This window comes from Micromonospora sp. CPCC 206061, assembly GCF_036906915.1.
In the GTDB taxonomy this organism is placed as follows: domain Bacteria; phylum Actinomycetota; class Actinomycetes; order Mycobacteriales; family Micromonosporaceae; genus Phytohabitans.
In genome coordinates, this window is record NZ_JBAKHX010000038.1 from 18,164 (window position 1) to 40,605 (window position 22,442).

Below are 22,442 nucleotides of genomic sequence, written 5' to 3' on the forward strand. Positions count from 1 at the left end.
CCGGCTGACGTGCGTGCGGGCGCGTAGCTCAGTGGAAGAGCACTCGCCTTACAAGCGAGGGGTCGCAGGTTCGAAACCTGCCGCGCCCACCATCAATCCTGCCGCGGTGCCGGTTTGCCGCACCCGCCATCGGGTATCCCCAACCCCGCCATTGCTGGAGGTTGCGAGGAGGGGACGATGGCGTCCGATGCGGTGACCTTGATCAAGAACGACCACCGGGTGATGGAGCGGTTGTTCGATCAGATGAAGTCGCGGAAGGGTGACCGCGCAGCCCTGTTGAAGGAGTGCGTTGCCCGGCTGTCCGCCCACTCGTGGGCCGAGGAGGAGCGGGTGTACCCCGCGATCGTCAAGGCGGACCCGCCCGAGCAGGGCGAGGTGTATCACGGCGTGGAGGAGCACCACGAAGCCGAGCAGCTGATGCACAAGCTGGAGGAGATGGACCCGAAGAGTGCGGAGTTCGAGAGCACTCTCGACGAGTTCATCGAGGCCGTGAAGCACCACGTCGAGGAGGAGGAAACCAAGATCCTCCCGGCGCTGACCAAATCGGTCGGCGCGGACCGCCTGGTGGAGTTGGGCGCGGCGTTCGAGGAGCGGCGGCTGGCGGTGCTGACCGAGCACGGATTCCTCGACGGGCCACCCGGCCAGGGTGGCGCCGGTACGAGTGCCGATATGAGTAAAGAGGAGCTGTACGAGCAGGCCAAGGAGGCCGACGTGCCGGGCCGCTCGAAGATGACCAAGGAGGAACTGGCGGAGGCGGTGCGCAAGGCCGGCTGACCCTCCTGGGTGATCGGGGCGCCTCTCGCAACGACGCGAGGGGCGCCTCGCTCGATCGTCAGACCAGGCCGTTCTCGTACGCGATGATCACCAGGTGGACGCGGTCGCGGGCATCGAGCTTGGTGAAGGCTACGTGCGGCGGTCCAGCGGGCCCCACTCGTCGGAGTGTTGGGCGTTGATCAGGTGTTCGGACTCCGTGAGGGCGCGTTCGGCGATCCAGGCGATCGGGCGGCGGCAGCGGACCAGTGGCTCGTTGTCAGGTCCGCGGCCGATCTCCTCACCGGCCAGCACCCATGGCCGTACGCCGGGACCGCGCAGCTCCCGAAGGTGCCGGTAGTCGTACAGCCGGCGCGCCACCCACAGCAGCACCGGCCGGTCGCCCCACCACCGCTCGACGGCGAGCGGATTCGCGGAGAGGCCGGGCAGGGGCACGCCGGTGAGCGCGTCGCGGCTGGTCTGCTCATCGGGGTCGGTCAGGTCGGCGCCCGGCCCCTTCGACCATCGGACGTACAGGTCCGAGTCTTCCTTCTCGACGAGCGCCGCCAGCTCGTGGAGCGTGTCGATAGTCGGAAGATCGGTCATCGGCTGCCCGTGATCGCCAGTGTGCCGGCGACCACGATCAGTACCGTGCACACGCTTGCCCCGAGCCAGCCACCGGCGTACGCGAATGCCGGCACGGCGGCCCAGAGCAGCACGGCGACGGCGACCAGCGTCGACCCCCATCGCCGCCGACCCTGGTCTCCGACGCCCATCCGGGCGAAGAACTCGGGGTCGGTCGTGCGCAGTTGCTGCGCGATCTCGTCCAGCCGACGCTGTTCGTCTCCGCTGATCATGGCGCGGCCCTTCCACCCGGTGTTGGGCCTGAAATACCCCACGTACGGGCGCGATATGCGAGGGCATGTGCCATATCGGTGAGGGTCTACCTCGCGGCACTCTTAGCTGAACCTTAAATCTCGCTGTGGTGGTCATCCGTAACAACGTCATCGACGTTGGGTCGTACGGGTCGATTTGTGCTGCTCCGCCGCTACGTCGCGGGAGCCGCCGGAGGGTGGCGGGGTGCAACACCGGCTTAAGCGTTACAGGTGACCCCTCGTGGGCGTCTTGAGCCGATGAAGAAGGTTAACTACCGTCCCGTATCGCCGCAGTGGGAAGAGAATCGGGACGGTACATGGCTGACCGGAATGTGCCACGCCGCCGACCGTACGAGGAAGGTCGGTGGGAGAGTCAGGTCGTCTCCACCGCTGACAGCACAACCCGCAAGCCCCACTCCCATCACTACCGCCCGTACCAGCCGCCGCCACCGCGTCACCGGGCCCCAGCGGAGCCAGCGCGCAGGGCGGAGCCGGCGCGCAGGGCGGAGCCGGCACGCAAGCCGGAACGCGCGCGCCGCGCGCCGCGCGAGGTACCACCGAGCAAGGTCGGGCGCCGCAGCGCGCTGCTCGCGCTCGGCACGCTGATCGCCGGTACCGCCGCCACGCGCACCCAGAAGGGTGGTCGCGTCGTCGACTGGGTACTCGGGCGCAGCCAGGCGACCGGCGGTGGCGCCGGCACGGGTGCGGGTGTCGTGCCCGACCGTCCGTCGGGCCAGCAGCCGAGCACCGTGCGCACCTACCCGGAGCAGAACGAGTCGTACATGGGCTCCAAGGCCGGCGACGCGCTGAAGAAGAACGCGCCCGCCGGCGGCCGCCGGTTCTCCAGTCCCGCGATCGCGGCGAACGCCACGAAGGTCACCGTCGACACCGTGCTGTCCAACGACCCGGCCCGGCACCTCGCCAGCCGGTTGACGTTCGGCCCCACGCCGAAGGTCATCGAGGAGATCAACCAGCTCGGCATCGACGAGTGGATCGAGGTGCAGCTCGCTCCGGAGCGGATCGCGGAGACGCCGGCCGAGAAGAAGCTCGCCGAGCTCACCACGCTGGGCATGACGATCCCGCAACTGCGGGCGGCGCGCGCCGACCACGAGGCGAAGGGCATCCGGGCCGACGAGGAGGCCGTGCAGGCGACCATCGCCCGGCAGATCTGGTCTGACCGGCAGCTCTTCGAGGTCATGGTCGACTTCTGGAACGACTTCCTGCACGTGCCCGCGTTCTACGAGGGCTCGCAGGTGCAGCGGGCGTCGTTCGACCGCGACGTGATCCGGCGGTACGCCCTCGACAACTACCCGGACATGCTGGTGGCCGCCAACCAGCACCCGGCACTGCTCACCTACCTCGGGCAGAACGCGTCCACAAAGGATCGCGTCAACGAGAACCTCGCGCGGGAAAACCTGGAGCAGTTCTCGGTGGGCGTCGACGGCGGATACACCGAGAACGACGTGCGGCAGGCGGCGCTGCTCCAGACCGGCCACGGCGTCAAGGGCGACCAGTACGCGTACCGGTCGGGCGACCACCACGTCGGCCCCGTGAAGATCATGGGCTTCTCGCACCCGAACGGCTCGGCCGCCGGTGGCGAGCGCGCCACCGAGGAGTACCTGCGTTTCCTCGCCAGCCACCCGGCGACCGCGCGGGCGATCGCCGCCAGCCTCGCCACCCGCTTCGTCTCCGACACGCCGCCGAAGTCCCTTGTAGACCGGCTGGCGAAGAGCTACACGGTCAACCGTGGCCGGATCAAGCCGGTGCTCATGGAACTGCTGAGCTCGTCGGAGTTCTGGGCGTCCGTGGGGCAGAAGGTGCGCCGGCCGTTGGAGTACGTCATCGCCACCTACCGGGCGCTCGGGGTGTCACACCGGACGCCGGCCGGATACCAGCCGGGGCCGGACAGCGGCGGCCGCACGCCGTTCGCCGACGGGCTCCGGCAGCTCCAGCAGAAACTGGAAGAGCTGGGCCAGTACCCGATGGGCGCGCCGACGCCCGGCGGGTACCCGGACGTCTTCGTCGCCTGGACGTCGGCCGGGTCCATTGTGAACTGCTGGAACGAGGCGGGCGACGCCATCGTCGGCCGGCGGTCGATGTTCACATACGTCAAACCGGAGCAGCTCGCCGGCGCGGCGCCGGCCACCGCCGGCCCGTACCTGGAGGCCCTCGCGAAGCGGCTCGTCTTCCAGTCGATCAGCATCCGGGAGCGTGTCCTGATCCTCGGCATCGCCGGCCTCACCCCCGATACGCCGGTCGACCCGACGCTGAACGGCGCCATAGTCCCCATCGCGCGTGCGATCCTCGCCTCACCCCAACACCACCTGAGGTAGGTCATGTCCGAGCTAACTGGCGCTCGCCTGCGCTCGCGCGGGTCATGCGCCCCAAAGCCTCCCTGTAGCCGCCGGTCGCTACGGTCGCTGCGTTCGTGGCCCGCGCTGCGCGCGGGCGGTTCGGGCGCTGGAATCCGCCCTGTAGCCGCCAGTCGCTTCGGTCGCTTCGCTCCCTGCGCTTGGTGGCGGCTGCGGGCGGCGCGCCCTCACGGCTCCCTTCGCTTTGTGGCGGCTGCGGGAGGCGGCGCATGACCGAGCTAGCTGGCGCTCGCCTGCGCTCGCGCGGGTCATGCGCCCCAAAGCCTCCCTGTAGCCGCCAGTCGCTCCAGTCGCTGCGCTCCCTGCGCTTGGTGGCGGCTGCGGGAGGCGGCGCATGACCAGCCGCCATCCTGAGTCCACCCGCCACCCTGAGCTCAGCCGCCGCGCTCTGCTGACGGGCGCCGCCGCGACGGTGACGGCGGTCGCCACGAGTCAGGTCGTGGCGGGGCGGTCGGCGTCGGCCGCGTCCGCCAACGGCACGCTCGTGCACGTTTTCCTGAGCGGCGGGCTCGACGGGCTGAGCCTGGTCGCCCCGGTAGACGACCCGGTGCTGCGCAAGAGCCGCCCCAACCTGCGCCTCACCGACCGCACCGCCCTCGCCCTGGACCGCGAGTTCCAGCTCACCAGCGCGTTCGCGCCGCTCGAGCGGCACCTCAAGGACGGGCACCTGGCGTTCATTCCCGGGGCTTCCGACACCCGGCTCTCGCGCAGCCACTTCCAGGCCGTCGACGCCTGCAACCTGGGCGGGCTGCCGAGCGAGACCGGTGGGCGCGGCTGGCTCGACCGGCTGGCCGACCACCTCGGCCCCGGCACCGCGTTCCGCAGCGTGGGCATCGGCGGCACGCTGCCGCGCTCGCTCGTCGGCACGAACGGCGCGCTGTCGCTGGGCAGCGTCGAGGGTCTGAAGCTCAACGGCGATCCGCGGTTCGCCGCTGCGTCGATCAAGGCGATCGAGGGTCTCTTCAGCGACATCAACCACCCCGTGGAGCGGTCGATGAAGGCGGTGGTCGGCGCGCTCGGCGTGCCGCCCGCACCGTCCGAGCCGGCGGCGGGCGTGACGTACGAGGGGATCGGCGTCGCGTTCCGGCAGGTGGCCGAGCTGATCAAGGGTGGCGCTAACGTGCGCATCGCGGCGATCACCAGCGGTGGCTGGGACACCCACGAAGATCAGGGCACGGCCGACGGCGGGTACCTGCATGGCCGGCTAAGCGATCTCGCCGAGGGCCTGGCCGCGTTCTTCGCCGACCTCGGCGACAAGGCGAGCGGGGTCACGGTGATGGTGTCCAGCGAGTTCGGCCGCCGGGTGGCGGCGAACGGCAGCGGCACAGATCACGGCCACGGCGGCGTGGTCGCGCTGCTGTCCGGCCGGAAACTGGCCGGCTCGGTGCTCGGCCGCTGGGACGGCCTCGGCCAGCTCGACGGCGGCGACGTGCCGGAGTACAACAACCTGTTCAACGTGTACGGATCGGTGGCGCAGAGCCAGTTTGGACTCACCGACGCCCAGGTCCGCAAAGTTTTCCCGAAGCGCCAGTACGCACCGATGAAGCTGTTCGCCTAGCAAACCCAAACCGGAATTCGGGTGCACGGCTACTAGCTGGATCCAAAGGTGACCAGGAGCCGGGGCCGCAACGTGCCCGCCGGTCGCGATCCGGTGGGCCGCGAACCGCCCGGTCGCGACCCCGAAGGGCGGGTACCGGCCCACCGGGACAGCGCGGCTACGCCGTTCAGGGTCTCGACCCCGAACGCGCGCCCCACTACGTTGACACCTAACATGCGCACCCCCGCTCGCGCCTGTACGGCGCTACCAGCCTTAACGACCGCGGAGCCGGCCGGTCGCTGGTGTGCGATCGGGCTGTGTGGTCTGGTCGGGCAGCGTGGTCTGGTCAAATTAGGCGGCACGGCGCAGCGTCGAAGTCTGGCGGGGCAGTCCCGGCCCGCGGGTCGCAGCGGCGGCGTGCAGCGCGTCGACCAGCATCCCCTGCACCGCGTACGAGTCGGGCAGCAGCCAGCACGTCTCCTGCGGAGACACCGACCAGCGCACCGGGCCCTCCGGGAGCCGGGTGGGCGGCGCCGGGATCCACGAGCCGGGCCCGTGCCGCACCACCACGAGGCTGTCGTCGAGTTCGGGACGCAGCGGATCGCCTGGGCGTACCAGGAACATCCAGCGCCCGGTGGGCGTCACCGCGACCGGGCCGCGCACCTGTCCGCGTCCCGGGCCTACGACGCCCGCGTACAGGCGGGCCGCGCCCAAGACGCGAAGGCCGAGATGCGCCGACACCTCCAGCACGTCGAACGCCCGGCCGGTCGGCAGGAGCACGGCGTGCGGCTGCTGCCGCCACCAGGCGGCGACCTGCGCGCAGTCGGCGGAAGCGGCCTCCTCCCAGCGTTCCAGGGCCGGGTGGCAGCCCATCGTGGGGCAGCCGGGGCGGGCGCAGTCGAAGCGCTCACCCGCGAAGCAGGCACCCGGCGTCACGTCCCAGCCGTGCTCGGCGTAGCGCATGGCCGCACGGCGCAGGCGGGTGCGGTCGAGGGTCAGTTGCAGGCCCCGTGCTCGCGGTGCGGACGGGTGGACGAAAGGCGGTCGCGGACTCCACCGCATGGGTATAAAACCTCCCGCATCGAGGGCCGGCGTCATATCAGAAGGCCGGCGCCGTCACTTGCTACGACACGCGTCGTTGCTCCAAACAGAGAGCCGTTTTGCAACTTGCATCAAAAAGTACGAGCCACGGTCAGCGAGCCAGCGCACACACAGTGCGACCAGCCCCAACGGGTGACCGCCTCCGTCACCCGGGACCGCAGCGCTCGACCGGTAGGCCACTGCCGGTGAACGCAAGGGGAGGGGCGGACGTGGATGAGCTGCCTATCGGGCGCCGCGTCGCGTATTGGCGCGCCCGCCGGAAGATGTCGCAGCAGGTCTTCGCCGACCGGCTGGGTAAGTCCAAGAGCTGGGTCGACAAGGTGGAGCGTGGGGTACGCCGCCTCGACAAGTTCTCCGTCGTCTACGAGATCGCCGACGTGCTCCAGGTCGACGTCACGCTGCTGCTCGGCAAGGAGCCGGAGCGGCGCTCCGACAGCATCAACTGCATCGACCAGATCGAGGTCGAGGAGATCCGCGCGGCTCTCGAGCGGTACGACCAGATCAGCACGTTCTTCTTCGCCCCGCCCGAGGCGCCGCCGCTGACCGAGATGCGCAAGGCGGTCAGCCACGCCTGGCTGACGTACCAGCACGCCAAGTACGGGGTGCTCGCCCGCGCGCTGCCCAAGCTGCTGCGCGACGGTCAGGCCGCCGACATGGCCAACAGCTGCGCCGACACCGGCCGCGACGCCGCGCACCTGCTCGGGCAGGTGTACCAGATCGCCTCGTCGACGCTGCGCAAGCTCGGCGAGCACGAGCTCTCCTGGCTGGCGGCCGACCGGTCGATCGCGGTGTCCCAGCGGGCCGGAGACCACCTGCTGGCCGGCATCGCCACCTATCGGGTCGGCGCGGCTCTGCTCGCTCTCGGGCGGTCGCGACCGGCGCTGGAGGTCAACGTCAACCTCGCCAACAGGTTGGCGCCATGCGACAACACCGAGGCCACCCCGGAGCGGCTGTCGGTGTACGGAATGCTGCTGCTCAACGGCGCGATGGCCGCCGCGCGCATCGGCGACACCGCGACCGTCCGCGACCTGCTGCACGGCGCCGAAGAGGCGGCCCGTGAGCTGGGCAGCGACCAGAACCACTTCTGGACCTGCTTCGGCCCCACCAACGTGCAGCTGCACCGGGTGGCCGCGGCCGTCGAGCTGGGCGACGGGCGGGTCGCGGTGGAGACGCACGAGCAGCAGATCGACCGCGAGGCGTTCGCGGCCCTGCTGCCCGAGCGCCGCGCCCACCACTACATCGACGTCGCCCGGGGGTACGCGCAGATCGGCGACGTGGAGAAGGCGAGCGAGATGCTGCTGGAGGGCGACCGGCTGGCCCCCTCGGAGATCAGGTGCCGCCCCATTGCCCGAGAGGTGCTCTCCGACGTCCTGCGCCGCACCCGCGGCACGCCGCCGGTACCCGTCGCCGAGTTGGCCGAGCACATGGGGGTTGGAGTATGACGGGGTGAGCCGGGGCGTCCTCTACCTCATCGCGTGCGGATCACCAGTCGCGCGCGACATCGGCCGGCTGGTCACCCTCGCCCAGCGGGAGTCGTGGAACGTGTGCGTGGTCGTCACACCGGACGGGCGCAAGTTCGTCGACGTGCCGGCGCTCGCCCTCCAGACGGGCCACCCGGTGCGCACGCTGTACAAGAACCCGGGCGACCCTGACGTGCTGCCGCCCGCCGACGCGATCATCGTCGCGCCGGCCACCGTCAACACCATCAACAAGTGGGCCGCCGGCATCGCCGACACGCTCGCGCTCGGCCTTGTCGTCGAGGCGCAGGGGCGCGGCCTGCCGATCGTCGCGATGCCGTACACGAACTGGGCGATGGGCTCACACCCGGCGTTCCGCGAGGGCATCGAGCGGCTGCGCGGCTGGGGTGTGACCGTGCTGTTCGGCGACGACGTGCTGCCCCTGCACCCGCCGGGCACGGGCGAGCAGCACCGGGCCTCGTTCCCCTGGCATCTGGCCCTCGACGCGCTGCACGCCCTGGTGGGCTCCGACCACCAGACCAGCCCTAAGGCGTGACGCCCGCCCAACGCGGTGACGCGCGGCCCTCTTGGTGCGCCCGCTGGTAGCCTCGCCGCCGTGACAACAACTCCAACCAGGGTGGCCGAAGTGGTGGCCGAGCTTGACCGGCGGTACCCGCCGGCCTGGGCGGAGTCGTGGGACCGCGTGGGGCTCGTGCTCGGCGAGCCGGACGCGCCGGTGCGCCGGGTGCTGTGCGTCGTCGACTGCGTGCCCGAAACCGTCGCGGAAGCGCTCGACGTGCACGCCGACCTCATCGTCGCCCACCACCCGCTGCTGCTGCGCGGGGTGTCGTCTGTCGCGCCCACGACGTACAAGGGACGCATCGTCCACCAGCTCATCAAGAACGACGTCGCGCTGTTCGTCGCGCACACCAACGCCGACGTCGCCAATCCGGGCGTGTCCGACGCTCTGGCCGCGCGGCTCGGCCTGCGCGACCTGCGGCCGCTGCGGCCGGCGGATGACAGCGGCGACGGCCGGGGCACCGGTCGGATCGGGCGCCTGCCGGCGCCCATGACGCTCGCCGACCTCACCCGAGCCGCGGCCAAGGCGCTGCCGCCGACGGCCTGGGGGGTACGCGCCGCCGGGCCGCCCGATCGGGTCGTCGAGACTGTGGCGGTGTGCGGCGGGGCCGGCGACTCCTTCCTGGCCGACGCCACGGCGGCGGGTGTCGACGCCTACCTGACGGCGGACCTGCGCCACCACCCGGTCAGCGAGCACCTCGCGGCTGGCGGCCCCGCGCTCCTGGACGCGGCGCACTGGGCCACCGAACGCCCATGGCTGGACGACCTCGCCGCACACCTGCGCGCCACCCTCGACGTCGAGACCGTCGTCTCGGATGTCGACACCGACCCCTGGACCGTGCACCACTCGTTGAAGGAGCCCCGCCCGTGAAGGCAGATCCAGAAGCCCAGCGGCGCCTGCTTGACCTCCAGGCGATCGACACCGCATTGGCCCAGCTCGCGCATAAGCGTCGCACCCTGCCCGAGCACGCGGCGCTGGACGAACTCGCCCGGCAGCTATCCGCGCTGACCGACGAGCGGACCCGTGCCCAGGTTGCCGTCGACGACATCGACCGCGACATCGCCCGCCTGGAGAAGGACATCGACCAGGTGCGCGCCCGCAAAGACAAGGACCAGGTCCGGCTCGACACAGGCCGCGGCCCCGCCCGGGAGCTGGAGGCGCTCCAGCACGAGATGGCCTCGCTCAAGCGGCGGCAGACCGAGCTGGAAGACGCCGAACTCGAGCTCATGGAGCAGCGCGAGACCGCGCAGGCGACCCTCGACGAGCTCGAAGCCCGGCAGAGGGCGGCGCGCGAGACGCGGGAGGCGGCCGAGGCGCGCCGCGACCAGGCCCTTGCCGAGATCGCCAAGGAAGAGGAGTTCAAGTCGACGTCCCGGCAGCCGCTGTCGGCCGACCTGCCGGCAGATCTCATCGCGCTGTACGACAAGGTGCGAGAGGTTTCCGGCGGGCTCGGTGCCGCGCTGCTGAAGGCCGGCCGGTGCGGTGGTTGCCGGTTGGAGCTGTCCGGCAGCGAGCGGGCACGCATCAAGGCCGCGGCTCCTGATGAGGTGGTCCGTTGCGACGAGTGCCGCCGCATCATGGTGCGCACCGCGGAGTCCGGCCTGTGAGCGAGGGGCCTCTGGCGCCGCGCGACCGAGCGAACCAGGAGGCACTGTGAGTATCCGCCGGGTCGTCGTCGAGGCCGACGGTGGCGCGCGGGGCAACCCCGGGCCCGCCGGCTTCGGCGCGGTCGTCCGGGACGCGGACTCCAGCGACGTGCTGGCCGAGCGGTCCGGGTCGCTCGGCGTCACGACCAACAACGTCGCCGAGTACTCCGGGCTCATCGCCGGCCTGGAGGCCGCGGCCGACCTCGGCGCCGCCGAGGTCGAGGTCCGGATGGACTCCAAGCTCGTCGTCGAGCAGATGTCCGGGCGCTGGCAGATCAAGAACGCCGGGCTGCGTCCGCTCGCCGCGAAGGCGGCGGCGCTCGTGCGCAGGTTCGAGAGCGTCTCGTACACGTGGGTGCCCCGCGAGCGGAACAAGCACGCCGACGCGCTCGCCAACCAGGCGATGGACGAGGCAGTCGGTGCCCCGAAGAAGGCCGGACGCGCACCGCGCCCCTCGTGGGAGCCGCCGGCGACCGTGCCGACGCGCCTGCTGCTGGTGCGGCACGGCGAGACCGAGCTGACCGCCCAGGGGCGGTACTCCGGCCGCGGCGACGTGCCGCTGTCGGAGGCGGGTCTCGCGCAGGCGCGCGCCACGGGTGCCCGCGTCGGGGCAATGGGCGTGCCGATCGCGGCTGTCGTCACCTCGCCGCTCGCGCGCTGTGTCCGCACGGGCGAGGCGATCAGCGCGGCGCTCCCCGGCCACGTGCCGGTGGCGGTGGAACCCGATCTGGTCGAGTGTGACTTCGGCGAGTGGGAAGGGCGCACGTTCGCCGAGGTCCGTACACAGTGGCCGGACGAGACGGACGCCTGGCTCGCGTCGACGAGCGTGGCGCCACCGGGCGGCGAGTCGTTCCGGGCGGTCGCCACCCGCGTACGCCGTGCGGTGGCGACGATCCTCAAGGCGTACCCGGAAAGGACCGTCGTCGTGGTCTCACACGTGTCGCCGCTCAAGCTCATACTGCGCGACGCGCTCGCCGCCGGCGACGCACTGCTGCACCGCCTGTACCTCGACCCGGCCGGACTGTCCATCGTCGACAACTGGGCGGACGGTGGCGTCGCGGTGCGCAGTGTTAACGAGACGGGCCACCTTTAGTCGCGGTCGTCGGCGTTAGCCGGGCCACGTGGGTGTGCTCTGGGCGGCGGCGTAGAATTGTGGGTGCGACGGACGAGTCGACCGGGCGGTCGCGTCGGCGAGGTTCTGCCTCGTCGCCGAGGAACGTCCGGACTCCGTAGGGCAGGGTGGTTGTTAACGGCAACCCGGGGTGACCCGCGGGAAAGTGCCACAGAAAACAGACCGCCGGGCCTCGGCCCGGTAAGGGTGAAACGGCGGGGTAAGAGCCCACCAGCGTTCCGGGTGACCGGGACGGCTCGGTAAACCCCACCCGGAGCAAGGCCAAGAAGGGCCACCACCGCGAGGCGGTGGCTCGCGCAGGCGTTTGAGGGCTGCCCGCCCGATGCCTGCGGGTAGGCCGCTGGAGCCTGCTGGCAACAGCAGGCCGAGATGGATGGCCGCCGGCCGGCGACACCATCGCCGGCAACAGAATCCGGCGTACAGGTCGACTCGTCCGTCGCACCGTACCCGCCAGCCACAGTGGATCGGACGGCATCGGCGTACGCCTTGCGGGTGTCAGTGGCGGAAAATTCTTCTGGATGGTCCTAGTGTCCTCGGCATCCGTACCTCTGTTCGCTTACCGCTGTAAATCCCTTATCGAATAAGGCCTTTCACCCGACCGAAGGGCTTCTCGGCACGTCCTAGCCTTCTCGACCTGCGCGGTCTATTGTGGAGGCGGTGCCATTTTTTCTGCTGAAAAGGTGGCGCTTGTTCGTTTCGCGGTGCACAGTGATCTCATGAGCAACAGCGGGAGTGGTGGCCGGTACTACTGGTGCCTGCGCCATCACCGCGTCGAGGACGACTCGAACTCGTGCCCTAGCAAGTACCAATTGGGCCCGTACGCGTCGGCGGAAGAAGCCGAGCGCGGGCTGGAACGTGTACGCGAGCGCAATGAGGGCTGGGAAGCCGAAGATGCTCGCTGGGCCGGGGAAGAGAACTGATTCGGCGTCAACCGCCGCCGCGCCAGCCGATTGGGGTTGGGCGGGTATCGCACATCGCAAGGAGGAGACCGAGATGGCCGTAGCGAAGAAGGCCACTAGCACATCGGCCGCGAAACGCGCGGCTGCCAAGAGCACCACGACGGCGGTCGAAGCGCCGGCTGCCGTAACAACCGAGACCGACGCCGCGCCGAAGACCACGGTGGCGGCGACGAAGACCACCGCGCGGAAGACCGTCACGAGCAAGGCCGCCGCGAAGAAGGCGCCCGCGAAGCGGGCCACCGCCAGCAAGGCCACCACCACGGCCAAGAAGGCACCCGCCAAGAAGGCAGCCGCGAAGAAGACTGCTCCGGCTTCCCGCACCACGGCGAAGAAGGCACCGGCGCGTAAGTCGACGACGTCAAAGGCGACGACCACTCGCAAGGCGACGGCGGCGAAGAAGACGACCGCGAAGGCGACCACTGCCAAGCGCACGACGGCGGCGAAGAAGACGACTGCGGCGGCCAAGTCCACCGCGGCCAAGAAGACGACGACTGCGCGTAAGACGGCGACCGCTAAGAAGGCTCCCGCCAAGGCGGCGACCAAGGCCACGACGCGGCCGACCACGGCCAAGCGGACTACCGCCGCGAAGTCGACGGTAGCGAAGAAGGCACCCGCCAAGACGACTGCTAAAGCGGCGGCTAAGGCGACGTCGAGGTCGGCGCGTTCCACTGCGGCGAAGACGGCGACCGCCGCCAAGAAGGCTCCGGCCCGCAAGGCGCCGGCGCGTAAGTCCGCCGCCCGCTGATTGAAATGGGCGCCAGGCTGGTATGAATGGCCCGTGGCCACACGACGCATCCTGGCGCCCAGCATCGACTTCGGTGCGCTGCGCCGTGAGTTGGAACTGCCCGAACAGTTTCCCCTCGCGGCGCAGCGGGAAGCCGACGAGTCCGCGGCGGCGACCGCGCTGCCGGCCGTCGACCACACCGACATTCCCTTCGTCACGATCGACCCGCCCACGTCGCGCGACCTCGACCAGGCGATGTGCCTGCGGGAGCGCCCAGGCGGCGGATACCGGGTCCACTACGCGATAGCCGACGTCGCCGCGTACGTGCGGCCGGGCGGCGAGCTCGACGCCGAGACGTGGCGCCGCGGGCAGACCGTGTACCTGCCGGACGGCAAGGTGCCGCTGCACCCGTACTCCCTGAGCGAAGACTCCGTGAGCCTGCTGCCCGGTGTCGACCGGGCGGCCGTGGTGTGGACGGTGGACCTCGACGCCGATGGTTCCACTGTGGCCACACGCCTCGAACGCGCCAAGGTGCGCAGCCGCGCCAAGCTCGACTACGCCGGCGTACAGGCCGACGCCGACGCGGGGCGGCTCGCCGAGCCGATCGCCGCACTGCCCACCCTCGGTGCTCTTCTCTTCGAGCGCGGGTTGGAACGCGGCGCCATCAGCCTGCCGCTGCCCGAGCAGGACATCGAGCCAGACGGTGACGGTTGGCGGCTCGTCCTGCGGGCGCCACACGCCGTCGAGGAGTACAACGCCCAGATCTCCCTGCTGACCGGGATGGCGGCTGCCAGCATCATGCTGACCGGCGGCGTGGGCCTGCTGCGCACCATGCCCGCCCCGCGATCCGAGTCGGTGGGACGGCTGCGCGGCGCCGCGACCGCGCTCGGCGTCGAATGGCCCGACGGCCAGCCGGTCGGTCGGGTGGTCGCCTCCGTCGACCCCGCCGACCCGCGTGCCGCCGCCTTCCTCGACCACGCCGCCGAGTTGATGCGTGGGGCCGGGTACACGGCCTTCGACGGCAAGGCGCCCGACGATCCGGGGCACGGCGCGGTCGCCGCCCCGTACGCCCACGTCACCGCGCCGCTGCGCCGCCTGGCCGACCGGTACGCGACCGAGGTGTGCCTGGCCCTGTACGCCGGGGTCGAGGTGCCCGACTGGGCGCGCGAGGCGCTGCCCCGGCTGCCCGAGGTGATGTCGGACACCGACCGGGTCGCGTCGACGGCCGAGCGTGGTGCCGTCGACCTCACCGAGGCCGTGCTGCTGGCCGGTCGGGTCGGCGAGGAGTTCGGCGCTGCGGTCCTCGACGTCGACGATCGGCCGAAGAAGGTGCCCGGCGGCCTGATCGCGCTCGATGAGCCGCCCGTGCGGGCCCGCTGCGAGGGTGACCTGCCGCTCGGTGAGCGGATCCGGGTGCGGCTGGTCACCGCCGACCCGGCGCAGCGCCGGGTGCTCTTCGCGCGAACGGGGTGAACGTCACATCGCGGGATGCCGCGGCGGTGGCAGGATCTGGGCATGGCATTTGACGCGAGCGCCCTGCCCGACGTGTCCGGCCGCACCGTCGGCATCATCGGCGGTACCGGCGACCAGGGGCGCGGGCTGGCGTACCGGTTCGCGCGGGCCGGGCATCCGGTGGTCATCGGCAGCCGGTCGGCCGAGCGCGCGGCCCAGGCGGCAGCCGAGATCGGCGCCCTGCCCGGCGTGGCCGCCGCGCCGAGCGGCGCGGCCAACGACGAGGCCGCCCACCGGTCCGACATCGTGGTGATCGCGGTGCCGTGGGACGGGCACGCGGCCACCGTTGCGGCGCTCCGCGAGCCGCTCGCCGGCAAGCTCGTCGTCGACTGCGTCAACCCGCTGGGCTTCGACAAGCAGGGCCCGTACGCGCTGCCGGTCCCCGAGGGCAGCGCGGTGCAGCAGTGCGCGGCGCTGCTGCCCGAGTCGACCGTATGCGGCGCCTTCCATCACGTGAGCGCGCCGCTGCTGGCCGATCCCGAGGTCGAGCGGATCGACCTCGACGTGCTGATCTGCGGTGAAGACCGGGAGGCGATCGCGACGGTGGCGGCGCTGGCGGGGCGCATCCCGGGCATGCGCGGCATCTACGCCGGGCGGCTGCGCAACGCGCACCAGGTGGAGGCGCTCACCGCCAACCTGATCGCCATCAACAAGCGCTACAAGGCCCACGCCGGCATCCGCGTGACAGATCTCTAGCCGCCGGCGCATCGCCGCGCCGATCAAGGAAGATCGCAGCGATCAAGGGCAAATGCACGTGGATTAGAGATCCAACCACGTGCATTTGCCCTTGATCGGCGAAAGGGCGGGGTGGGGCGGCGGTGGGACGCCGGTGGGACTAGTGGAAGGCGTGTTCGGGGGCGGGGAATTCCCCGCCGCGGACCTCTTCCGCGAAGCGTTGGGTGGCCTCGGTGAGCGCGCCCGCAAGGTCGGCGTACCGCTTGACGAAACGGGGCGCCTTGCCCGTGCGCAGGCCGGCCATGTCTTGCCAGACCAGCACCTGCGCGTCGGTGTCCGGCCCGGCGCCGATGCCGACCGTCGGGATCGGCAGGTCATGCGTGATTCGCTTGGCGACCTCGCTGGTCACCATCTCCAGTACGACCGCGAAGGCGCCCGCCTCTGTTACGGCGTGCGCGTCGGCGATGACGTCTTCGGCGGCGTCGCCGCGGCCCTGTACCCGGTAGCCGCCGATCTGGTGCTCGCTCTGCGGCGTGAATCCGACGTGCGCCATGACCGGGATGCCCGCGCCGGTGATCGCGGCGATCTGGTCGGCGACCCGCCGGCCGCCTTCGAGCTTGACGGCGTGACAGCCGCCTTCCTTCATGAATCGCACCGCGGTGCGCAGCGCCTGGGTCGGGCCTTCCTCGTACGACCCGAACGGCAGGTCACCGACCACCAGGGTGTGCTTGGTGGCGCGGACCACGGCGCGGACCAGCGGCAGCAGGTCGTCGACCGTCACCGGCACGGTGGTCTCGTAGCCGAACACGTTGTTGGCCGCCGAGTCGCCGACCAGCAGAACGGGGATGCCCGCCTGGTCGAAGATGGCGGCGGTGTACTGGTCGTACGAGGTCAGCATCGGCCAGCGCTCACCACGCTGCTTGGCCGCGATCAGGTCGCGCGTGCGTACCCGTCGGGTGGCAGGGCCGCCGTAAAGGGCCGGCTCAGACATCGTCGTCTCCTCTCGCCTCGAGGCCGCCCTCGCGGTCCCCGGGTTCTGGAGCAAGCGTCCCACCGGCCCCACCGACCCCGTCAGGTGTTAGTGGAACATTTCACACTCGTTACGCTGGCCGCTCGCGCCACCGGTTCGTGATCGGCAGGCGGCGGTCGCGGCCGAACGCCTTGATCGAGATTTTGGTGCCGGGCGCGGACTGGCGGCGCTTGTACTCGGCGACGTCGACCATGCGAAGCGTCCGGTCGACGACCGCGGGGTCGTGCCCCTCGGCGACCAGCTCGTCGCGGCCGAGGTCGCCGTCGACGTACCCGGCGAGGATCGCGTCGAGCTCGTCGTAGTCGGGCAGCGAGTCGGTGTCGAGCTGGCCGGGTCGCAGCTCGGCGCTCGGCGGCTTTGTGATCGAGCTCTCCGGGATCGGCGGCTCGGTGCCGCGCCGCTCGGCCTCCTCGTCGCGCCAGCGGGCGAGCTTCCAGACGAGGGTCTTCGGCACGTCCTTGAGCGGGTTGAAGCCGCCGACCGAGTCACCATACAAAGTGGAGTATCCGACGGCCAGCTCGCTCTTGTTGCCCGTGGTGAGCACTAGGTGGCCCTCCTGGTTGGACAGTGCCATGAGGATGACACCGCGCACGCGTGCCTGGAGGTTTTCGACGGCGAGACCCGAGAGCGACATGTTGGCGAGGAACGCGTCGACCATCGGCTGGATCGGCTCGATCCGGTAGTCGAGGCCGGTGCGCTTGGCGAGTTCGGCCGCGTCGTCCCGGGAGTGCCCCGACGAGTGCTGACTGGGCATCGAGACGCCGACGACCCTGTCCGAGCCGAGCGCGTCGACCGCGATCGCCGCGACGACGGACGAGTCGATGCCGCCGGAGAGGCCGAGCACCACCGAGCGGAAGCCGTTCTTCTCCACGTAGTCGCGCAGGCCGAGCACCAGCGCGCGCCACACCTCGGCCTCGTCGGTGACGCGGTCGGCGATGCCACCCTCCACAAGGGAGGCCGGTGCCGGCGGCGAGGAAGGAACCTCGACGCGTCGCACGGACATCTCGCCGAGGTCGCCGGTGGGTGCGTCCGGCACCGCCGGGGGCACGTCGAGGTCGTGGATCATCAGGTGCTCGGCGAACTGCGGCGCGCGGGCGAGCAGGGCGCCGTCGGCGGCCACCACGATCGAATCGCCGTCGAAGACCAGCTCGTCCTGGCCGCCGACCATGTTGACGTACGCGATAGCCGCGCCCGCCTCGACGGCCCGGCGCTGGACGAGCGACAGCCGCACGTCGTCCTTGTTCAGCTCGTACGGCGAGCCGTTGATGTTGACGACCAGGCCGACCCGCGCCTGCCCCGCCACCGCGAACGGTCCACCGGCCTGCCAGATGTCCTCGCAGATGGTGAGCGCGACGTCGACGCCGGCCAGCCGGATGACGGTGAGCGTGTCGCCCGGCTCGAAGTACCGGTCTTCGTCGAAGACCCCGTAGTTTGGCAGGTGGTGCTTGTAGTACGTGGTGAGCACCTCGCCGCGATGCAGAACGGCCAGCGCGTTGCGTGGCCCTCCGTCGGCGTCGAGGTAGCCGACGACGACCGGCAGGTCGCCCAGCCCATCGGCGGCGAGGTCGGCGGCGAGGTCGCGCAGCGCCGCCGTGGACGCCGCGACGAACGACGCGCGGAACACGAGGTCTTCGACCGGGTACCCGGTCAGCATCATCTCGGGGAACGCCACGAACTGGGCGCCTGAGTCGGCCGCGGCGCGGCTCCACTCCCGCACCGCGGCGGCGTTGCCGGCCAGATCGCCGACGGTCGGGTTTACCTGGGCGAGGGCGATGCGCATAGTCGGCATGTCTCCATCTTCCCCGGTGAGGCGGGCCACTGTGCCAGCGGCTGGGCGCGGTCGAGCGCACGGCGCAGCGTGTCCGCCACGTCATCGGGGTCTACCGCGCCGGCGGGGCCGAGGTGGCGCAGAACCGACAGCAAGGCACCCACGCGACCGACCGCGAGGTACCCGTCGCGCGTGCCACTCTCGCCGCGGGCGGTGACGCGCACCGCGTACGCATCGTCACCGACCCGGCGCAGCACCATCTCGCGCAGGTGAACGCGGACGGCGGTACCGTCGTCGAGTCGCGCGTCGAACTCGGGGCAGGCCCCCGACGCGGCGCGGAGTTCGCCGAAGGCGCGCTCCGCGCCGTCCGGTCCGAACAGCGTGAGCGCCTGGCGCAGCAGCGTGCCGTCGTGGCGGCCGGCGAAGTCGCCGAGCGCGCGGTCGGCGGCCCGGTCCCGCGTGACGTCCCACGGGCGCTCGAAGAGCGCCCGGCAGCGCTCCCGCCGGTCAGGGCCGGACGCCGTCCGGGGCGCCGACGTCTCGCGGTAGCCCTCCGGCAGGTCGGTGGCCGCGAGCAGCGCTTCGCGCAGCTCCGGCTGGGTCGCGGTGAGGGGGCCGAGCCGCGGGGACGGCGTGGGGTCCGCGGCCCGCCCATCGGTCACCCTGACGTGCACGACACCAGCCAGCACCAGGACAGCGGCCAGCAGCCCGCCCAGCGTCAGGCCGCCCAGGATCACGCGGCTGCGTACCATGAATTGTCCCCTCCCGGTCTGTTTTGTATCAACGGTGAGGAACCGGACAGAGTTGCGCCCAGCCCCGAGCCACGCGCCGTTCGGCGTTGCCGTAACGTCGGCGTAACGGGGTGGGGGGAGACTCCGGTACAGCTCAGCGACCGCGTCACCGCGTCACAAGGGGTTAGCAGTGGACCGTCAGCAGGAGTTCGTGCTCCGCACGCTCGAAGAGCGCGACATCCGGTTCGTCCGGTTGTGGTTCACCGACGTGCTGGGCACGCTCAAGAGCGTCTCGGTGGCGCCGGCCGAGCTTGAGGCCGCGTTCGAGGAGGGCATCGGGTTCGACGGCTCGGCGATCGAGGGCTTCGCCCGGGTCTTCGAGTCCGACATGATCGCTATGCCCGACCCGACCACCTTCCAGGTGTTCCCGTTCGAGGGTGGGGTCAGCGGCGAGAGCGCCAGGATGTTCTGCGACATCCTGCTGCCCGATGGCAGCCCGTCCTGGGCCGACCCGCGCCACGTGCTGCGCCGGGCGCTGTCCAAGGCGGCCGAGAAGGGCTTCACCTTCTACACCCACCCCGAGATCGAGTTCTTCCTGCTGGAAAACGGCCCCGCCGACGGCTCGCTGCCGACGCCGGTCGACGCCGGCGGTTACTTCGACCACACCACGCACGCGGTCGCGCGCGACTTCCGGCGTCAGGCCGTGCTCGCGCTGGAGCGGATCGGCATCTCGGTCGAGTTCAGCCACCACGAGGTCGCGCCCGGCCAGCAGGAGATCGACCTGCGGTACGCGGACGCGCTCACCACGGCCGACAACATCATGACCTTCCGGCACGTGGTCAAGGAGGTCGCGCTCTCACACGGCGTGCGCGCCACGTTCATGCCGAAGCCGTTCACCGACCAGCCGGGCAGCGGCATGCACACCCACCTGTCGCTGTTCGAGGGCGAGCGCAACGCGTTCCACGACGCCAGCGACTCGATGAAGCTGTCGAAGGTGGCCAGGGCGTTCATCGCCGGCCTCCTGGTGCACGCCCGGGAGTACACGGCGGTCACCAACCAGTGGGTCAACTCGTACAAGCGGCTCTTCCCGCAGGCCCTGCCCGACCGGATCACCGAGTCGCCGGCCTACGTCTGCTGGGGGCACCTCAACCGGTCCGCGCTGGTGCGCGTGCCGGCGTACGGCAAGCCCAACTCCGCGCGGGTCGAGGTCCGCTCGCTGGATTCGGCCGCCAACCCCTACCTGGCCTTCGCGGTCATGCTCGGCGCCGGCCTGAAGGGCATCGAGGAGGGGTACGAGCTGCCGGCGGGTGCCGAGGACGACGTGTGGGCGCTGTCCGTCGCCGAGCGCAAGGCGATGGGGTACGAGGCGCTGCCCGAAAACCTCTCGGAGGCTATTGACGTGATGGCCGGTTCCGAGCTGATCGCCGAGGTGCTGGGCGAGCACGTCTTCGACTTCTTCCTGCGCAACAAGCGGGCCGAGTGGGAGCAGTACCGCCGCGAGGTCACCCCGTACGAGCGCCAGCGGTACCTGGGCGCGCTCTAGATCGCACATGACGGTGCCGCTCGCCAGCACCGCGGGGGACGGGCGTGGCGAGCGGCACCGGGCCTGTTAGCTGGTGGCGCTAGGTGACGGGGTGCCTGGTTTCTCGCCGCCACCACCCGGGCCACGTCCAGGGCCGCCCTTGCCGCCGCCGAAGCCGCCCAGCACACCGGCCTCGTACGCCTTGAGGATCGCGTCGGCCTGCTCCTGGGTGAGCTTGCCTTCCTTCACCGCGGCGTCGAGCCGGCTCTTCAGCTTGGCCTGCCGGTCGGCCTGGCTCTTCTCGGTGCCCTTCGGCTGGCCCTGCGGCTTCCGTTCCCCGCGTACCTTCTCGATGGCAGCGGTCACCTTGTCCTCCGAGATGCCCAACTCTGCCGCCAGGGCCCTGGCCAACTCGGCGTCGCGCTCGGCGCGCTGCTGCTTCCGGTCGGGCTGGCTGGTGGACGAGGAGCCGGAGCTGTCCTCCGCAAACGCCACGGTGGGTGCGGCGATCCCGACCGCGAGCACGCCCGCCGCGGCCAACCCGGCGAACATCGTCTTCTTGGATATCGGCCTGGACATCGAACCTCCGGACTAACTCAATGGGTGGGTACCCGATCGACCATGAGCCGCCCGTCTGTAAGGGCCCCATGGCATTGCTGTCAGCGGCCTGACAATCCGGCTCTCACGTGGACGGATTGCGGTGATGAGCGTGCTTCGTCACCAGCGCGGGCATAGGAAACACCGATGGACTGACTCGTACATGTGTCGTAACGTCGGTCTATGAAGCGCGCCGACCGGCTCTGCGCCCTAGCGGCCGAGCTGCGCGCGGCGGCACCCAGATCACGCGGCGCGCCCTGGCTCGCGCGGCGCTTCCACATCAGCGTGCGCACGGTCGCGCGCGACGTTCACGCCCTGCGCCGTTCTGGCCTGCCGATCGTCACGGATGGCGGGCGCGCCGGCGGATACGTCTTCGACCGGTCCCGCGCTCTGCCGCCGCTGCACCTCGCGCCCAGCGAGGCCGTCGCCGTCGCGGTGGCGCTCCGGCGGCTCGGCGGCACGCCGTTCCACGCGGACGCCGCGTCGGCTCTGCGCAAGCTGGGAGCGATGCTGCCCGAGGCCGACGACCTCGCCGCCCGAGAGCTGGCTGAGCGCCTGCACTTCGCCGTGGGGCATCCGGCGCCGGTGGTACCCAGGGTCATCGCCGACGCGCTGCACGGGCGCACGATCCTGCGCATCGACTACACCGACCGGTACGGGGTCGCCACAACGCGGAGCGTCGAGCCGCTCGGCTACCTGGGCAACCGGGAGTACTGGTACCTGGTGGCGTGGTGCCGGCTGCGCGACGGGGTGCGCGCGTTCCGCACCGACCGGATCGAGTCGGTGACCGGTACGGCCGAGCCCGCCCCGCCGCGCCGCCTGTTACCGAGCGACCTGGACCTACCGGGAGACCTCGTGCGGCCGCTCATCTTCGTTTGAGATTCTTACGGCCGACCTCGCCCCATTCCGGACCCCATCTCGCGCCCCATGTCGGGCCCCATGTCGGGCCCCATGTCGGGCCGGGTACCGGGCCGTCGCGTGCCGCGCCGCGTGCCGGCACGCATGCCGACCGATGCCATGACCAGGCCGAGGAGCAGGCACAGCGCGCCGGTGATGACGTTGTTGGCGATCGCCGAGTTGTCCGGCGTTGCCCCGTTCACCACCCACGGCGCGATGATCGTCCAAGCGCCGATCACCGCGGTGACCCAAGTGATGCCGTGCGTCCGGCCGTACGCGGAGGCGAAGCCGAGCGCGAGCAGCGCGACCGCGACACCGCTGAAGAGGTTGCTCGCGGTCAGGCCGGGCGAATCGCTGGTGAAGCCGACGACCCACGGCGACATCGCCAGGTAGAGGCCGGTCAGGAGGGTGAGTCCGTCGACCAACTGGGCGGTCGGCGTCTCGGCGACCCGGTCATACCGTGCCCGAAGGGCGGCAATGTCCGGATGCTCCTCGATTGCAGGTGTTTGTGCAGGGGTCTGTGCGGTCATCGCAGGCCCACCTCCCTCACGGAGAGAGCGGGTGGAAGTCTTCCACT

The 22,442-nt window shown here is 71.0% G+C and carries 21 protein-coding genes, 1 tRNA gene and 1 other RNA gene; 14 read left to right on the forward strand and 9 right to left on the reverse strand.

Features of this window, described 5'->3' with window-relative positions:
- Positions 1 to 17 precede the first annotated feature (17 nt).
- Positions 18 to 92: transfer RNA gene (locus V6V89_RS23840), tRNA-Val, on the forward strand.
- Between the two features lie 85 nt (positions 93 to 177).
- On the forward strand, positions 178 to 774 hold the full coding sequence (locus tag V6V89_RS23845; RefSeq protein ID WP_334621513.1) for a hemerythrin domain-containing protein: 597 nt from the start codon (positions 178 to 180) through the stop codon (positions 772 to 774).
- 129 nt (positions 775 to 903) lie between these two features.
- Here the strand turns inward: V6V89_RS23845 and V6V89_RS23850 are convergent, their stop codons facing one another.
- A complete protein-coding gene (locus V6V89_RS23850; RefSeq protein ID WP_334621514.1) occupies positions 904 to 1,356 on the reverse strand; it encodes a DUF6098 family protein in 453 nt (150 codons plus the stop codon).
- Positions 1,353 to 1,607, reverse strand: coding sequence for a DUF3040 domain-containing protein (locus tag V6V89_RS23855; RefSeq protein WP_334621515.1), 255 nt, complete (start codon positions 1,605 to 1,607; stop codon positions 1,353 to 1,355). The genes V6V89_RS23850 and V6V89_RS23855 overlap by 4 nt, the downstream gene beginning before the upstream one ends.
- A gap of 335 nt (positions 1,608 to 1,942) precedes the next feature.
- Here V6V89_RS23855 and V6V89_RS23860 point away from each other — a divergent pair, with 335 nt between their 5' ends.
- Both V6V89_RS23860 and V6V89_RS23865 read left to right on the forward strand, forming a co-directional pair.
- Positions 1,943 to 3,958: a DUF1800 domain-containing protein gene (locus tag V6V89_RS23860; protein WP_334621516.1), complete on the forward strand. Its 2,016-nt coding sequence runs from the start codon at positions 1,943 to 1,945 to the stop codon at positions 3,956 to 3,958.
- Positions 3,959 to 4,331: 373 nt separating this feature from the next.
- Positions 4,332 to 5,555 (forward strand): DUF1501 domain-containing protein, encoded by a 1,224-nt coding sequence (locus tag V6V89_RS23865; protein WP_334621517.1) that lies wholly within the window; start codon positions 4,332 to 4,334, stop codon positions 5,553 to 5,555.
- 330 nt (positions 5,556 to 5,885) lie between these two features.
- On the opposite strand, the gene V6V89_RS23870 is transcribed toward V6V89_RS23865, so the two are convergent.
- On the reverse strand, positions 5,886 to 6,596 hold the full coding sequence (locus V6V89_RS23870; protein WP_334621518.1) for a bifunctional DNA primase/polymerase: 711 nt from the start codon (positions 6,594 to 6,596) through the stop codon (positions 5,886 to 5,888).
- Between the two features lie 248 nt (positions 6,597 to 6,844).
- Between V6V89_RS23870 and V6V89_RS23875 the strand changes: the two genes are divergently transcribed.
- The 6 genes from V6V89_RS23875 to rnpB all read left to right on the forward strand — a co-directional run bounded on the left by V6V89_RS23875 (position 6,845) and on the right by rnpB (position 11,886).
- A complete protein-coding gene (locus tag V6V89_RS23875) occupies positions 6,845 to 8,077 on the forward strand; it encodes a helix-turn-helix domain-containing protein (protein ID WP_334621519.1) in 1,233 nt (410 codons plus the stop codon).
- Positions 8,078 to 8,081: 4 nt separating this feature from the next.
- On the forward strand, positions 8,082 to 8,648 hold the full coding sequence (locus V6V89_RS23880) for a flavoprotein (protein ID WP_334621520.1): 567 nt from the start codon (positions 8,082 to 8,084) through the stop codon (positions 8,646 to 8,648).
- Positions 8,649 to 8,738: 90 nt separating this feature from the next.
- Positions 8,739 to 9,542, forward strand: a complete 804-nt coding sequence (locus V6V89_RS23885) for a Nif3-like dinuclear metal center hexameric protein (protein ID WP_334621564.1) — start codon at positions 8,739 to 8,741, stop codon at positions 9,540 to 9,542.
- Positions 9,539 to 10,279, forward strand: a complete 741-nt coding sequence (locus V6V89_RS23890; RefSeq protein WP_334621522.1) for a zinc ribbon domain-containing protein — start codon at positions 9,539 to 9,541, stop codon at positions 10,277 to 10,279. Before V6V89_RS23885 ends, V6V89_RS23890 begins: the two co-directional genes overlap by 4 nt.
- Positions 10,280 to 10,325: 46 nt before the next feature.
- Entirely contained in the window at positions 10,326 to 11,411 is a 1,086-nt protein-coding gene (locus V6V89_RS23895) for a bifunctional RNase H/acid phosphatase (RefSeq protein ID WP_334621523.1), read from the forward strand.
- Positions 11,412 to 11,484: 73 nt separating this feature from the next.
- An RNA gene (gene rnpB / locus V6V89_RS23900) (RNase P RNA component class A) lies at positions 11,485 to 11,886 on the forward strand.
- A 184-nt stretch (positions 11,887 to 12,070) separates the two neighbouring features.
- On the opposite strand, the gene V6V89_RS23905 is transcribed toward rnpB, so the two are convergent.
- Complete coding sequence (locus tag V6V89_RS23905; RefSeq protein WP_334621524.1) at positions 12,071 to 13,105, reverse strand: hypothetical protein; 1,035 nt, start codon at positions 13,103 to 13,105, stop codon at positions 12,071 to 12,073.
- Between the two features lie 82 nt (positions 13,106 to 13,187).
- Here V6V89_RS23905 and V6V89_RS23910 point away from each other — a divergent pair, with 82 nt between their 5' ends.
- Together V6V89_RS23910 and npdG are read left to right on the forward strand one after the other, a co-directional pair.
- Positions 13,188 to 14,606, forward strand: a complete 1,419-nt coding sequence (locus V6V89_RS23910) for an RNB domain-containing ribonuclease (protein WP_334621525.1) — start codon at positions 13,188 to 13,190, stop codon at positions 14,604 to 14,606.
- 42 nt (positions 14,607 to 14,648) lie between these two features.
- Positions 14,649 to 15,341 carry an NADPH-dependent F420 reductase gene (gene npdG / locus V6V89_RS23915; RefSeq protein ID WP_334621527.1) on the forward strand — a complete coding sequence of 231 codons (693 nt, stop codon included), beginning with the start codon at positions 14,649 to 14,651 and terminating at the stop codon, positions 15,339 to 15,341.
- 139 nt (positions 15,342 to 15,480) lie between these two features.
- On the opposite strand, the gene panB is transcribed toward npdG, so the two are convergent.
- From panB to V6V89_RS23930, 3 genes are all read right to left on the reverse strand, one after another.
- Positions 15,481 to 16,311 carry a 3-methyl-2-oxobutanoate hydroxymethyltransferase gene (panB, locus tag V6V89_RS23920; RefSeq protein ID WP_334621528.1) on the reverse strand — a complete coding sequence of 277 codons (831 nt, stop codon included), beginning with the start codon at positions 16,309 to 16,311 and terminating at the stop codon, positions 15,481 to 15,483.
- A gap of 109 nt (positions 16,312 to 16,420) precedes the next feature.
- Positions 16,421 to 18,139, reverse strand: coding sequence for an NAD+ synthase (locus V6V89_RS23925; RefSeq protein WP_334621529.1), 1,719 nt, complete (start codon positions 18,137 to 18,139; stop codon positions 16,421 to 16,423).
- Positions 18,106 to 18,870 (reverse strand): hypothetical protein, encoded by a 765-nt coding sequence (locus V6V89_RS23930; RefSeq protein WP_334621530.1) that lies wholly within the window; start codon positions 18,868 to 18,870, stop codon positions 18,106 to 18,108. Before V6V89_RS23930 ends, V6V89_RS23925 begins: the two co-directional genes overlap by 34 nt.
- A gap of 169 nt (positions 18,871 to 19,039) precedes the next feature.
- Between V6V89_RS23930 and glnA the strand changes: the two genes are divergently transcribed.
- Entirely contained in the window at positions 19,040 to 20,392 is a 1,353-nt protein-coding gene (glnA, locus tag V6V89_RS23935; RefSeq protein WP_334621531.1) for a type I glutamate--ammonia ligase, read from the forward strand.
- A gap of 66 nt (positions 20,393 to 20,458) precedes the next feature.
- Here glnA and V6V89_RS23940 read toward each other — a convergent pair whose 3' ends face one another.
- A complete protein-coding gene (locus V6V89_RS23940) occupies positions 20,459 to 20,950 on the reverse strand; it encodes a hypothetical protein (RefSeq protein ID WP_334621532.1) in 492 nt (163 codons plus the stop codon).
- Positions 20,951 to 21,151: 201 nt separating this feature from the next.
- Between V6V89_RS23940 and V6V89_RS23945 the strand changes: the two genes are divergently transcribed.
- Positions 21,152 to 21,847 (forward strand): helix-turn-helix transcriptional regulator, encoded by a 696-nt coding sequence (locus tag V6V89_RS23945; protein WP_334621533.1) that lies wholly within the window; start codon positions 21,152 to 21,154, stop codon positions 21,845 to 21,847.
- 5 nt (positions 21,848 to 21,852) lie between these two features.
- Here V6V89_RS23945 and V6V89_RS23950 read toward each other — a convergent pair whose 3' ends face one another.
- The gene (locus V6V89_RS23950; RefSeq protein WP_334621534.1) at positions 21,853 to 22,395 is read right to left on the reverse strand and encodes an SPW repeat protein; all 543 of its coding nucleotides are present in this window, start codon (positions 22,393 to 22,395) and stop codon (positions 21,853 to 21,855) included.
- Positions 22,396 to 22,442: the final 47 nt, after the last annotated feature.